Genomic DNA, 12,768 nt, shown 5'->3' with positions numbered 1-12,768 from the left:
TTCTTAGGCGATCAGTGAGTCAGCACGCGGCCATGCCGCGCATCCCAGCCCAGGCGCACCGGCATGCCGGCGGCAAGGCGCAAGAAGTCGTAGTCCGAGGACGGCACGCGGACGATCAGCGGCTTGCTGGAGAGCGCCGTGTTCACGTGCAGGTTGGTGTCCAGGCCGTGGTAGGCCACTTCGGCCACCTCGCCGTGAATCTGGTTGTCGGTGGCCGGCGTGGCGTCGGTGAGAACCCGTAAACGCTCCGGGCGCAGCGCCAGGGTCACGCTCTCCGGGCTGGACTCGGCGGTGGTCTCGATGTTCAGCACCTGGTCGCCGGCCTGCAGGCGATTGGTGCCCACCCGGCGACCTTCGATGAGGTTGCTGACGCCGATGAAGTCGGCAACGAAGCGGCTGCCCGGATTCTCGTACAGCTCACTGGGGCTGCCGCACTGGCAGACCTTGCCGTCACGCAGCACGGCCATGCGGTCGGACATGACCAGGGCTTCTTCCTGGTCGTGGGTGACCATGATGAAAGTGATGCCGCTCTCGTGCTGCAGGCGCTTGAGCTCCAGCTGCATCTTTTCGCGCAGCTTCTTGTCCAGCGCGCCGAGGGGTTCGTCCAGCAGCAGCACGCGCGGGCGCTTGACCAGCGCGCGGGCCAGGGCGACGCGCTGGCGCTGGCCGCCGGAGAGCTGGTCCGGCCGGCGGTTGGCCAGCGGGCCGAGCTGGGCGGTGTCCAGCACCGCATCGACGCGCTGGCGGATTTCAGCGGCCGGCAGCTTCTCCATCTCCAGACCGTAGGCGATGTTGCCGCGCACGGTCATGTTGGGAAACAGCGCATAGGACTGGAACATCAGGTTCAGCGGGCGCTTGTTTGGCGGCAGCGGCGAGATGTCCTGGCCGTTGAGATAGATCGCGCCGGAGCTGGGCGTCTCGAAGCCGGCGATCATGCGCATCAGGGTGGTCTTGCCGCAGCCAGAAGGGCCGAGCAGCGCGAAGAACTCGTTCTCGCGGATGCTCAGCGACACCTGGTCCACCGCCGTCAGGCCCTCGCCGTAGGATTTGCTCACCTGCTCCAGCACGAGCAGGTCGGATGACTTAGTCATGGGCTTTGGGCACCTTGTTCAGACGTTGGGAGGCGAACAGCGCGGTGAAGCTGACCAGCATCACCAGGGTGGCGAGGGCGTTGATTTCCGGGGTCACGCCGAAGCGGATCATCGAGTAGATTTGCATCGGCAGCGTGGTGGACGCGCTGCCGGAACCGGAGTTGAAGAAGGCGATGATGAATTCGTCCACCGACAGGGTGAATGCCAGCAGGCCGCCGGCCATCACGCCGGGGAAGATCGCCGGCAGCAGCACGCGGCGCGCGGTGGTGAACCAGCCGGCACCCAGGTCGATGGAGGCTTCGAGGATCGAGTAGTCGAAGTGCTTGAGCCGCGTGCGCACCACCGCGCAGACGAAGGCGATGTTGAACACCACGTGGCTGAGGATGATCGAGTGCAGCCCCAGGCTCATCTTCAGCAGGTTGAAGAAGCTCAGCAGCGCGATGGCCAGGACGATGTCGGGGATGATCATCGGCGCCATCAGCAGGGTGTCGGCGAGGTTCGCCCCCTTCTTGCCGGGATTGTTGCGGGCGCGCATCTCCACGCCAAGCGCGAGCAGCGTACCGAGCACGCAGGCGATGAAGGTGGAGGTCAGCGCGACAATCAGGGTGTTCAGCGCCGCGTGCTGGATCGAGGCGTTGGCCAGCAGCTTGGCGTACCACTTCAGCGACGCGCCGCCCCAGGCGGTGGGCAGGCCGCTGGCATTGAACGACAGCAGGATCAGCACCAGGATCGGCACATAGAGGAAGGCGTACACCAGCCACAGGTGCGCGCCGAGGGCGATGCCGGAGACGTTACTGGAGCTACGCATGGCGTTCGCCCTCCGCGCCCTGGGCCCGGCGCGAGACCATGGCCTGGATGAACAGCAGCAGCATCATGATGCCGATCAGGAAGAAGCTCAGCGCCGCGCCGAACGGCCAGTCGCGCGCCGTGAGGAACTGCGCATAGATCAGGTTGCCGACCATCTGTACCTGCTTGCCGCCCAGCAGGTCGGCGGTGATGAAGTTGCCGATGGACAGCACGAAAACGAACACCGCGCCGGCGGCCACACCCGGCACCGACAGCGGCAGGATCACCCGGCGGAAGGTGGTCCAGCCGGAGGCGCCGAGGTCCCGCGAGGCTTCCCAGAGTTCGTTGTCGATGCGCGACAGCGAGCTGTAGATGGCGAGGATGACGAAGGGGATGTAGTTGTAGACCAGCCCGAGCACCACGGTGGCGTCGGTGTACAGCAGGCTGATCGGTTCGCCGCTATAGCCCAGCAGGTTGAACAGCCGGTTGAGCAGGCCTTCGCGGTTGAGCAGCACGATCCAGGCGTAGGTGCGGATCAGGTAGTTGCTCCAGAACGGCAGCATCACCAGGAACAGGAATACCGCCTGCCGGCGCGGCGTGCTGCGGCTGATCGCATAGGCCGCCGGGTAGCCGATGAGCACCGCGAACAGCGTGGCCAGGCCGGCGATCTTCGCCGAGCGCAGGAGGATGTCGAGGTACAGCGGGTCCACCGCGCGGCGGTAGTTTTCCCAGGTGAACACGTAGTCGATGCCGCCATAGGCACCCCGCTCGAGGAAGCTGTAGACCAGCACCAGCAGGCACGGCAGCAGCAGGAACAGGGCCAGCCAGCCAAGGCCGGGCGCGAGTAGCCAGGCCGAGAGTTTCCGGTCGGCGGACAAAGCGGTCATGCGTAGTTCCCCCAACCCCACGCCAGGCGGGGTGCTTCAGGGTTATTGAATGCAGTGAACTTGTGGGGCGAGCGAGCTAGAGCGAGGCAAGGCGAGAACAAGCGTGGGCGCGGATGTAAATAAGCAAGCCCGCGCGTGTTCTCAACGCAGCATCGCCGACGCGCAGCCGGCCCTACTGCGCAGCCATGATTTCGGTCACGGCGCGGGTGTAGGCCTTCTGCGTGGAGCCGCCGACGTCACGCAACTGCTGCTGCTTGACCAGCTCTGCCGGCGTGGTGGTGAGGTTCGGGTACTTGGCCAACAGGTCCGGCTTGAGCGTCGCCATCGCCGCCTGGTTGGGCACCTTGTAGAGGATGTTCTCGGCCACCCAGGCGTGGTTTTCCGGCTCCAGCATGTAGTTGATGAAGCGGTAGGCGGCGTCGGGGTTCTTCGAGCTTTTCAGCACGACCATAGTGTCCACCCAGAGGTCGGAACCTTCCTTGGGCACGACGAACTTGATCGACTCGTTGGCCTGGGTGCCGTAGTTGCACCAGCCGTCCCAGGCATGGGCCATCAGCGCCTCGCCGGAGGCCAGCTTGGAGTAGAAGGTGGTGTCGTCGAAGGACAGCAAACGCTTCTTGGTGGCGATCAGCTGGTCGCGCACCGCGTTGATCTGGTCCGGGTTGCCGTCGTTAACCGACCAGCCGTTGGCGAGGAAGCCGGCGCCCAGCAGCCAGCGGTCGGTGGCGAGCATGGTGGTCTTGCCCTTGAGGGCGTCGGAGGGCTTGAGCAGGTCGCTCCAGCTCGAAGGCGCCGGGCTGACCTTGTCCGAGCGGTAGCAGATGCCGGTGGTGCCCCAGGTGTAAGGCACGGAGAAGTGGTTGCCGACGTCGTACTCGAGCTTCTGCGCTTCGGGGTAGAGATTCTTCAGGTTCGGCACCTTGGCCGGATCGATCTCGGCGAGCAGGCCCTGCTTGTGCAGGATCTCGGCAAAGGGCGAGGAAACGAACACCACGTCATAGCCTTCACCGCCGGAAGCCATGAGCTTGCCCATGATTTCTTCGTTGGTGGCGTGGAGAGATTTGTCGGCTTCGAGGCCAGTGGCTTTCTGGAACTTCTCCAGGTTGTCCGGGGCCATGTAGCCGTCCCAGATGGAGATCACCAGATCCTTGGCGCTGGCCGTGGTGGCGGACAGCGTGAGCGCGAGGGTTGCCCCTGCGTAGAGCATGGTCTTCAGCTTCATCTTGCGCACCTGACGATTGGTTGTTGTTGTGTCGACGGCAGCGGAACGAAAAGCGTACTACATGTCTTTTTTTCAAAATAAAAACCGAACCGCTGGCGAAGTCAACAATTTCCTACAACCATTTCCCACATTCTTGTTGGACCACCCACGCTGTGGCATAAGGGATCGCCCCTTTACTACGGGCCTGCTGGAGATACGCCGCTTGAGCAAGGACACCGAAAAACGACCACGTACCAACCACCTGGAACTGGCCCGGCGGATCATCGAGCACGCCCAGGACACAGGGCTGGGAGATGGCGACGGGCTGTCCGAGCAGCAACTGGCACGCACTTTCGGCGTGTCACGCACGCTAATCCGCGCGGGGCTGGACCTGCTGCTGGAACAGCAACTGGTGGCCCACGAGCCGGGCAAGGGCTATCGCCTTAGCGCCGACCCTTCCGCCCAGGTACTCGGCCCCGCCCTGCCCCAGGCCGAGGAACAGGCGCTGGCCGCCTCGGTACTGCGCGACCGCATGGCCGGGCGGCTGGGCAACAGCCTCAGCGCCAGCGAGCTGATGCGCCGCTACGACATCAGCCGCGCCGCCGCGCAGAAGGTTTTGGCGCAGCTCAGCGAAGACCAGGTGCTGGAGCGCGGTGCCGGGCAGAGCTGGTCCTTTCGCCCGCTGCTGAACAACCTCGCGGCGCTGGAAGACAGCCTGCGCTACCGCCTGATCCTGGAGCCGGAAGCGCTGCTGGCGCCCGGTTTCGACCCTGACCTGGCGCGCCTCGCCCTGCTGCGCGGCGCCATGGAAGACTTGCTCAGTGCGCCCATCGAACGCTTCGACGTGGCGCAGTTCCGCGAGCTGGACATCGGCTTCCACGAATTGATCGCCCAAGGCTGCGGCAACCGCTTCGTCGGCGACGCTTTGCTGCAGCACCAGCGCCTGCGCCGCTTGCCAAACCTGCTGCCGATGGTCAGCGTGCACCGCCTGCAGGAAGCCCTGCGCGAGCATCTGCGGATCATCGAACAGATCGAGCGCGGCCAGCTGGAGGTCGCCGCCGACCTGATGCGCCTGCACCTGCGGCTGTCCTTCGCGCAGCGCCCGCAGACCGCCAACCGCGGGATTCCGCAGTCATTCGCCAGCGCACGCCGCTAAGTATTTTTCACTCACGGTGTTTTTTTTAACGAAAAAATGCAGTATCACTTTCACGCAGTGCCCGTGAGCAACACCCGGATGTGCCCATGACGCAAAGAACCAGAACCATCGCCTTCTTCCCCGAGGCCAGTTTCGGCGCCGCGCTGAACTGCATCGGCATCGCCCAGGCCCTGCGCGATCTCGGCGCCCGCCCGGTGTTCATCTGCCATGCGCACTTCCAGGGCATCTTCGCCGAGTACGGGTTCGCCGAGTACCCGCTGCAGTTGGACTCGCCGCTCTCCGCGGCCGACCACCAGCACTACTGGGAGCGCTTCATCGAGCGCAATGTGCCCTACTTCGACCAGCCGCCCCTGGCGCAGATCGACAGCTACGTGGCGCCGGCCTGGGAAGCCATCATCGACACCGCCATCGAATCGGAAAAGCCGCTGCAGCAACTGCTCGCCCGGCTCAAGCCGGACGCCATCGTACTGGACAACGTCGTCAGCTTCCCGGCCATCGCCGCGGCCGGCTGCCCCTGGGTGCGCATGGTCTCCTGCGCGGAAACCGAGCTGCCCGACAACGCCGTGCCGCCCTATCTGTCCGGCGCCAGCAGCAGCGATGAGCAGGCCTGCGCCATCTACCGCGAGCACTATCTGCAGGCCACGAAACCGGCACACGAGCGCTTCGCCCGTTTTCTCGCCGAGTGCGGCCACCCCGCCCTGCCCGCCGGCCAGTTCCTCGAGGACTCGCCCTGGCTCAACCTGCTGTTGTCGCCGACGCCGGTGCGCTACGAGCGCAAGAAGCCGCTGCCGGCCGAGCGCTACCTGTACCTCGACGGCTGCGTGCGCAGCGAAGCGCCGTACATCCCACCGCAGTTTCCCCGGCATGACGACGCACCGCTGATCTACGTGAGTTTCGGTAGCCTCGGCGCGGCCGACGTGGCGATGATGCGCCGGCTGATCGACGCCGTTGCGCAGTTGCCCTATCGCTTCCTGATCAACGTTGGCGCCTACCGCGAGCACTACGACACGGTGCCGGACAACGTCTACCTCGACAGCTGGTATCCGCAACCGGCGGTGCTGCGCGAGTGCCAGCTGTTCATCCACCACGGCGGCAACAACAGCTTCTGCGAGGCGCTGTATTTCGGACTGCCGTCGGTGATCATCCCCTACTGCTGGGACGGCCACGACAACGCCCGGCGCGCTGATGAAGTGGGTGTGGCGCGCTACCTGCCGCGCTTCGAGAACCCGCTGGCGGCGCTGCCCACAGCCCTCGCCGAACTGCTCGCGGACACGGCCATGGAGAAACGCCTGAACGCCGTGCGCGAACAGATGCAGGCGTCGCGCGGCACCGAGGCGGCGGCGCTGGCGATCCTCGGCATCTGCGCGGACTGAGCCCGCCACGGGAACCGCTCCAGGACGCTTCACCCGCTAGCCTCGCCCCTTGGGGCGAGGCACACTCCAAGGTCAGACCCGCTCGATTCCCGGCAGGGTCCACTGCCCGGCTACCACCGACTGCTCCGGCCCGTAGATGCGCAGGATCAGGTTGAACGGCCCCTGCCGGGTCGACGGCAGCCAGTTCAGCTGATGGTTCTCACCGGGCGAGTCAGCCTGGATGTACAGCGTTACCCCGCCGTCAGCGTCGCGCACCAAGGGATCGCGGCTACTCAGGCAATAGCGCTGGATCGGGTTGTCGACCAGTTGGCGGTCGGGCAGATCGTAGAGCGTCAACGACCAGAATTCCCTGGCTGGCGGCAACTGCCCCGGAGCGAAATGCAGTCGATAGCGCTGCCCGCCCTGCAGCGGCTGCTGCGTGCTGTCCTGGCGGCTGCCCAGGTAGATCGCCTCCTCCACGCTGTTGCCATAGATGCCGCTGGCGGCCGCTACCGCGCGGCTCAGGTAGTCGTTGTGCATCACCGCGCGGGTACCGAACAGTCCAGCCGATGAGCGCAGCGTTGCGACCTTGGCCTTCAATTCCTCGACACCCTGCTGGATACCGGCGGCCAATGCCTGGCGCTGGGCGGGGCTCAGCGCGACAGGGTTGAACGCCAGCCCCGCACCAATGCCTGCGCGAGCGAAACGCTGGCGCAATTCGACCTCGCTGGGGTCCACTGGGCAGAAAGCGAGGATCTGGTTCAGGTGCGGAATGAATCCCGCACCAAGATCACGCGGCAGCTCCCAGGGCAGCCATTGCTCCGCCGGTGCGACAGCTGGCGCCGAGCCACCGACAAAGCCATGCAGCGGCCTCAGACGGTATTGCTGCTGGAGTTCGCGTACCGCCGGAAGGTCGTCACTATTGTGCAGGCCGGTACGCCCCAGGATCATGGCGATCTGCGTCTCGCTGCGCAGCACCTGACGGATTCCGGGCGGTGTAGCGCCTTTCCAGTCTGGCCCGGCGATCAGGTAGTCGCCCGCTTCGCGGCCGGTGCTGAGGACCCCGACATAGCCGAAGTTGAAGGTGTACTGGTCCACCAACTGGTGCACGTAGTAACGATCTTCTGCCACGTCGGGCACGCTGAGCACCCAGGGTTCGGCGCGCAGGTCAAGCCAGGCCCAGGAGTAAGGCGTATCGTTGTTCGGCGTGACAATGTCGCGGTTCTTCGGCGTGAAGAGTTCGCTGTAGTGACGGAACACGCCGAAGCCGCCGACGTACTCGGGCGATGCCGGGTTCAGCGCTTGCTTCTGCATCGTCTGATAGTGCATCAGCATCGGGTAGGCGTAGATCCACGCCTGGCGAATGATGTCCTGGAGCACGGCGGGGTCACTTTCCAGCTCGACGGGAGCGGCCAGAAGCCAGCTCGGCACGCAGCCCAGGCCGAAGCCGAGCGCTCCGCTGGCACCGAGGAAACGGCGGCGGGTCAGAATCGGGTTCATGGCTTACTCCTGGCGGTTGACGGGCTGCAGGGCCGGCGCCTGGTAGTCGCCCTTGAGTGCCTTTTCCTGCGGCAGGTACATGCGCAGGATCAGGTTGAACGGCCCTTTTGGCGCCGGCAACCAGTTGTCGGTGCTAGCTGGCTGAGCATTCTGGATGCTCAGAGTCAGGCCGCCATCGGCATCCATCTTCAGTCCGCCTTCGCTGTTGAGCGTGTAGCGGTTGAGCGGGTTCGCCGAGAGCATCTGGGTCTTGCCGTCGTATAGCGTGACGGACCAGAACGCATCGACCGGAGGCAACTGCCCAGGGGCGAAGTGCAGCGTGTAGGCACGGCTGCCATCGAGTGCCTGGCCGGCAGCGTCGACGCTGGTGAGCGGGTAAATCGCCTCCGCCGGGTCGTTGGCGTAGATGTATTTCCAGGCGACCGCCGCCCGCGTCAGATCGTCATTGCCGTAGTGCCCGATGTTCGTAGGAGAGCTCTGCCAGCCATTGACCGGCGCGGCGAAGCTCTCGCTGGCGGTGCGAACCTTTTCGCGCCCGGCCTCAGCCCCTTGCTGCACTGCCTGGGCGATATCTTTCGGCAGTTGCTTCGCATCGAATGGCTTCCCGGTTCCAACGCCGATCTGTGCGAACTGTGCCAGGCGCTGTTGCTCGTCGGCGCTCCAGGCGTGCCAGGCGGACAGCCCGTTGAAGTCGATGAAGGCGTTTTCCGCCGGGCCTTCCTTGGTCGGCAGGTACTCGGGCACATCCATCTTGTGCGGCAGCAGCGTCTGTCGGGTGCTACGCAACTTGTAGCCGTCCATCACGGCCTTGGCCGCGTCGAGATCGGCCTCGCCATCCACGGCCGTGCGGCCGAGCAGGAAGACGACGCGGCTGGGCGAACGGATCACCTTGCCACCGAAGCCTTCGGGTTGTCGGCCATCCCAATCGGGACCTGCGATCAGGAAGCTGCCGGCCTCCCGGCCGGTGGCGCGGGTGCCGATGTAGTCGAGGTTGTTGGTGCGCATGTCGATCAGCTGGAAGCTGTAGTAACGCTGCGGCACCGCCGGCACCTCGAGGATCACAGGGTGTTCGCGCAGGTCGAGCAGCGCGTAGGAATACAGCGTGTCATTGTTCGGCGAGACCACGGTTCGGTCTTCCGGGCCGAGCAACGTCGTGCGGTTGTACAGGTAGTTGACCGGCAGCTTGGCGGCGATGGCCTGCAGGATCTTGCCGTGCTCGGCGGTGGCGAAGCTGAACAGGTAGGCCTGCTCGGCCAGGTCGCGGGCCTGCTGCGCGGTGGGCGCGGCAGCCCACGCATGGCCGGCGAACAGGGGCAGGATGGCGAGTACGGGCAGCCAATGACGCATGGGGGTTCCTCATTCTTCTTGTTGGACCGCCCGGCCATGCGGCACCGACGGCGGGTGTCGGGCCAGAGTGCGGCATCCCCGGCAGGCGGCGGCCAGCACCAGCGGACAAAAAGCGATCATGGCGCCCCTTCGGTAGAGCGCTGCGGGAACAACGACGCCATCCCCAGATTGCCGGGATGGCGCAAGAACCCCGGCCACGCCCGGCCGGGGAAAGGAACACAACGTTACTTCGCCCAGCGGCGCAGATCGGACGGAGTGTAGTCGCTCATCTTCGCGTGCTGGCCGGTCTTCAGGCCGCTGTTCTCCTCGTTCATCAGGCCGTTGACGAAGTAGCGTCCGCTGATCAGGTCATAGGCGGCAGCCAGGGCCTCGAAGGTGAACTGTTTGTCGTAGTACGGCATGGCGTGGGACTGATAGTTGCGCCACAGCTCGCCACGGCTGTCGTAGAGCTCGCCGAGGAGGATGTTCCAGCTGTCTTCGTCGAGGTAGTAGCGGCGCTTGCTGTAGACGTGGCGCGCCCCCGGCTTGAGGGTCGCCTCGACAACCCAGACGCGGTGCTTCTCGAAGCGCGCGAGGTCGGGGTTCAGATGGCCGGTCTTGAGGATGTCCGCGTATTTCACCGAGCGGTCGTATAGGCGGAAGCTGTTGTAAGGTACGAACAGTTCCTGCTTGCCCAGCAGCTTCCAGTCGTAGCGATCAGGCGCGCCGTTGAAGCCGTCGAGGCTGTCGGCGGTAACCATTCCATCGCTGTAGCGCGCGCTGTTGTCGTAGGCGATAAGCGGGGCGCGACGAACCCGGCGCTGACCGGGGATGTACTGCCAGGCGGCGCGAGGTTCGGCGACCTGATCCATCGGCTCGTGGCTCAGCACCGCCTCGCCTGAGAGTCGCGCGGGCTCCAGCACGCGGGTCTTGAACAGGTACAGCACGTTAGCGCCCTGCGGTAGGTCGTCGACGGTCTCGGCGTAGTTCATGTCGGTCTGCGAGCGGACCAGGCTGTAGACGCCATTCTCCTTTACGTTGGCCGAACTGAAGGTGCGCTCGATGCTGCCACCGCGGTAGCGGGTGATGTGGTTCCAGATCGCTTCGACGCCCTCCTTGGGCAACGGGAAGGGTACGCCACGCTGGTAGTTCAGCACGCCGTTGCCGCCATCGGCGAGTCTGGCGTTGACGGCGTTGTCGCGGGTCGCGGCGTTGATCTCGTCGGGCAGCCGCGCACTGCGATGGCTGGGGTAGACGTTGATCTTGTAGGTCGCCGGATAGCGCTTGAGCATCGCCTGCTCGCCAGGGCTGAGCCACTGGCTGTACTGCCCAGCGTTGGCTGGGGTGATAGTGAACAGCGGTTGCTCGGCGGCATAGGGATTGGCATAGCCGCCCTTTGCGTCGACCTGCCCGGCGTCTGGCTTCAGCCCACCAGCCCAGGCGGGAATGCTGCCGTCGGCATTGCCTGCCTTCTCGGCCCCGACCGGGGTCAGGCTGTTGCCAAGATCGGCGGGAGTGGAGGCATGGGCGCAGAACGCCAGACCCATGGCCAACGCCAGGGCGGAAATTTTCGAAAGGTGCATGGGCGGTTCCTCAGAAGTCGACCTTGGCGCTGACGCTGTAGAAGTCGCGGTCGTCGAGCGTGCTGTACTTGTTGGAGCCGAAGAAGCTGTTGTAGCCGAACTCCAGGCTGTAATCGTTCAGGTAGTTGAAGGCCAGCGACAGACCGGCAGCCATCTGCCCTTCCTGGAACGGGCCGCCCGGATCGTAGGAGTAGCCCTCGACGTCATGACGGAAGTTCAGGCTGGGCAACATGTTCACCCCCGGCAGCACGTCGCTGTATTCCAGGCCGGCGCGCAGGCGGTAGCCCCAGGACCAGGGCGTGGCGAAGCCATCGTCGGTGCAGTATCGGTTGGTCACGCCGCTGGCCACGGTATTGCACTTGCTGCCATTGAGCGGCGCGCTGCGGCCGAAGGCTGCGTTGCGCCCCAGGCGCTCGTCACCGACATCACCGACGTGCACCACCCCAGCCTCGCCGAGCAGCGTCAGGCGCGTAGCGCCGAGCACGTTGTCGACGATCTGGGTGGCCGAGGCGGTCATCTGCCATACCGGCTTGCGCTCCCAGCCATCCAGGGTCCGGCCGGTGGTGGAGGCATTGGCCGGTACGTCGGTGATCGACGAACTGCCACCAGGGCCGGTGATCATGGCCACGTTCATGTCCGGGCCATTGAGCGCCACCGGCATGTTCGGCCGGTAGCTCAGTTCGGCTGCCAGCGAGGTGCCCCAGCCGGGCAGCGCGCCGTTGATGCTCAGGCCGTAGAGGTGGATGTTCTCCGGGAAGGCGGCGGCGTACACCGGCCCCTGCACGCGGCCGAGAGGGAAGTTGCCGGGCTTGCTGACATCCCGCGCCGTAAGCTCCAGGTAGGGCAGGCGCGCGTGGTAGTTCACGTAGTAAAAGGCCGCCTCGGCATCATTCAGCGAGCTGATCAGGGTACGCAGGGCGACGCCCCACTGGCCCTGGTCGGACGGGTCCCGGTCGTCACCGTGGTAAGCGTACAGGCCGCTGGCCTGCATCTGTGTGTCGGTTTGCACCTGGCTCAGGTACAGCGGGCCGCAGCCGGGCTGGATGGCGTCGCTGGTGGCGAAGAAGGTGCCGCAGCCGTCGAGTACGCTGGGCCGCCAGTTGTACTGGTAGAAGCCTTCCAGGTTGACTCTGTCGCTCAGTCCGAGATTGAACGAGAGCATCTCCACCGGCAGCTGGCCTTCCTTGATGTCCACGCCGGGCTTGTTGAAGGCGCTGTAGTCCAGCGGGTTGATCACGTTGATGCCGTTCTGGATCAGGATCGATTCGCCCCAGGACAGCACCTGCTTGCCGAGCTTGAGGTTCAGCGGGTGCTCGTCAATGTCGAAGTCCTTCCACACATAGGCGTCGAGGGTATCGAAGCCGTGGTAGCGCGCCAGGGTCGGCCAGCCGCTGTCGTCGAAGTCCTTGAAGCGGCCGTCGCCGGTCTCGTAGGCGTGGTCGTACCAGTACTTGAAGCGGACGAAGGCGCCCTGGCCGTCGCCCTCCAGGCTGAAGTCGGTGAGGCCCTTGAACATCTGCGAGATGGGGTCGCCCTTCTTGAAGTTCAGGCGGTTGTCGTCGGCGCTCACGCTGGTGCCGTCGGCATTGCCGATTTGCTGGGCCTGGATCGCGTTGGCGTGGGTCATCAGGTGGCGATTTGGGTCCTGCGCCGACCAGCTAGCCCCCAGGCTCAGGGTGGTCTTGGTGGACAGGTTCCAGTCGTCGTTCAGTTCGAAGGTAGTGGCCTGTGCGCTAAAGGCGCTACTGACCGCCAGGGCAAGCAATAGAGGTTTGGCAATGCAGTGCTGGCGCTGCCCCGCGAATGCGCGGGAGACAGGGGCCGGATGGATTCTTGTCATTATGGGCTCCGGATGGGGGTACCGCCGGCCAACCATGAGGGGCGCG

10 protein-coding genes are annotated in these 12,768 nt (G+C 65.1%); 2 read left to right on the top strand and 8 right to left on the bottom strand.

The genetic code is table 11. The features are described from left to right. Positions 1-11 precede the first annotated feature (11 nt). The 4 genes from ACIPK7_RS15500 to ACIPK7_RS15485 all read right to left on the bottom strand — a co-directional run bounded on the left by ACIPK7_RS15500 (position 12) and on the right by ACIPK7_RS15485 (position 3,986). Positions 12-1,091 (bottom strand): ABC transporter ATP-binding protein, encoded by a 1,080-nt coding sequence (locus ACIPK7_RS15500; protein WP_401088692.1) that lies wholly within the window; start codon positions 1,089-1,091, stop codon positions 12-14. Further along, positions 1,084-1,899, bottom strand: a complete 816-nt coding sequence (locus tag ACIPK7_RS15495; protein WP_401088690.1) for an ABC transporter permease — start codon at positions 1,897-1,899, stop codon at positions 1,084-1,086. Before ACIPK7_RS15495 ends, ACIPK7_RS15500 begins: the two co-directional genes overlap by 8 nt. Further along, positions 1,892-2,764: an ABC transporter permease gene (locus tag ACIPK7_RS15490; RefSeq protein ID WP_401088688.1), complete on the bottom strand. Its 873-nt coding sequence runs from the start codon at positions 2,762-2,764 to the stop codon at positions 1,892-1,894. Before ACIPK7_RS15490 ends, ACIPK7_RS15495 begins: the two co-directional genes overlap by 8 nt. 172 nt (positions 2,765-2,936) lie before the next feature. After that, positions 2,937-3,986 carry a spermidine/putrescine ABC transporter substrate-binding protein gene (locus ACIPK7_RS15485; protein ID WP_401088686.1) on the bottom strand — a complete coding sequence of 350 codons (1,050 nt, stop codon included), beginning with the start codon at positions 3,984-3,986 and terminating at the stop codon, positions 2,937-2,939. Positions 3,987-4,188: 202 nt separating this feature from the next. Between ACIPK7_RS15485 and ACIPK7_RS15480 the strand changes: the two genes are divergently transcribed. Further along, positions 4,189-5,121, top strand: a complete 933-nt coding sequence (locus ACIPK7_RS15480; RefSeq protein WP_401088684.1) for an FCD domain-containing protein — start codon at positions 4,189-4,191, stop codon at positions 5,119-5,121. An 86-nt stretch (positions 5,122-5,207) separates the two neighbouring features. Next, complete coding sequence (locus ACIPK7_RS15475) at positions 5,208-6,494, top strand: glycosyltransferase (protein ID WP_401088682.1); 1,287 nt, start codon at positions 5,208-5,210, stop codon at positions 6,492-6,494. Between the two features lie 72 nt (positions 6,495-6,566). Here the strand turns inward: ACIPK7_RS15475 and ACIPK7_RS15470 are convergent, their stop codons facing one another. The 4 genes from ACIPK7_RS15470 to ACIPK7_RS15455 form a co-directional block, all read right to left on the bottom strand. Continuing rightward, the gene (locus tag ACIPK7_RS15470) at positions 6,567-7,973 is read right to left on the bottom strand and encodes a DUF1254 domain-containing protein (protein ID WP_401088680.1); all 1,407 of its coding nucleotides are present in this window, start codon (positions 7,971-7,973) and stop codon (positions 6,567-6,569) included. Between the two features lie 3 nt (positions 7,974-7,976). Then, complete coding sequence (locus ACIPK7_RS15465) at positions 7,977-9,320, bottom strand: DUF1254 domain-containing protein (RefSeq protein WP_401088678.1); 1,344 nt, start codon at positions 9,318-9,320, stop codon at positions 7,977-7,979. A gap of 224 nt (positions 9,321-9,544) precedes the next feature. Then, the gene (locus tag ACIPK7_RS15460) at positions 9,545-10,882 is read right to left on the bottom strand and encodes a DUF1329 domain-containing protein (protein ID WP_401088676.1); all 1,338 of its coding nucleotides are present in this window, start codon (positions 10,880-10,882) and stop codon (positions 9,545-9,547) included. A gap of 10 nt (positions 10,883-10,892) precedes the next feature. Further along, the gene (locus tag ACIPK7_RS15455; RefSeq protein ID WP_401088674.1) at positions 10,893-12,722 is read right to left on the bottom strand and encodes a DUF1302 domain-containing protein; all 1,830 of its coding nucleotides are present in this window, start codon (positions 12,720-12,722) and stop codon (positions 10,893-10,895) included. Positions 12,723-12,768 lie beyond the last annotated feature (46 nt).

Source organism: Pseudomonas sp. NPDC086581 (assembly GCF_044746165.1).
Taxonomy (GTDB): Bacteria; Pseudomonadota; Gammaproteobacteria; order Pseudomonadales; family Pseudomonadaceae; genus Pseudomonas.
The sequence above is the reverse complement of the archived record's forward strand: the minus strand, read 5'-3'. Positions and strand labels throughout refer to the sequence as shown.

Coding starts and splice junctions, on each gene's coding strand:
- ACIPK7_RS15500 (WP_401088692.1), bottom strand. CDS start 1,091: ATGACTAAGTCATCCGACCTGCTCGTGCTGGAGCAGGTGAGCAAATCC.
- ACIPK7_RS15495 (WP_401088690.1), bottom strand. CDS start 1,899: ATGCGTAGCTCCAGTAACGTCTCCGGCATCGCCCTCGGCGCGCACCTG.
- ACIPK7_RS15490 (WP_401088688.1), bottom strand. CDS start 2,764: ATGACCGCTTTGTCCGCCGACCGGAAACTCTCGGCCTGGCTACTCGCG.
- ACIPK7_RS15485 (WP_401088686.1), bottom strand. CDS start 3,986: ATGAAGCTGAAGACCATGCTCTACGCAGGGGCAACCCTCGCGCTCACG.
- ACIPK7_RS15475 (WP_401088682.1), top strand. CDS start 5,208: ATGACGCAAAGAACCAGAACCATCGCCTTCTTCCCCGAGGCCAGTTTC.
- ACIPK7_RS15470 (WP_401088680.1), bottom strand. CDS start 7,973: ATGAACCCGATTCTGACCCGCCGCCGTTTCCTCGGTGCCAGCGGAGCG.
- ACIPK7_RS15465 (WP_401088678.1), bottom strand. CDS start 9,320: ATGCGTCATTGGCTGCCCGTACTCGCCATCCTGCCCCTGTTCGCCGGC.
- ACIPK7_RS15460 (WP_401088676.1), bottom strand. CDS start 10,882: ATGCACCTTTCGAAAATTTCCGCCCTGGCGTTGGCCATGGGTCTGGCG.
- ACIPK7_RS15455 (WP_401088674.1), bottom strand. CDS start 12,722: ATGACAAGAATCCATCCGGCCCCTGTCTCCCGCGCATTCGCGGGGCAG.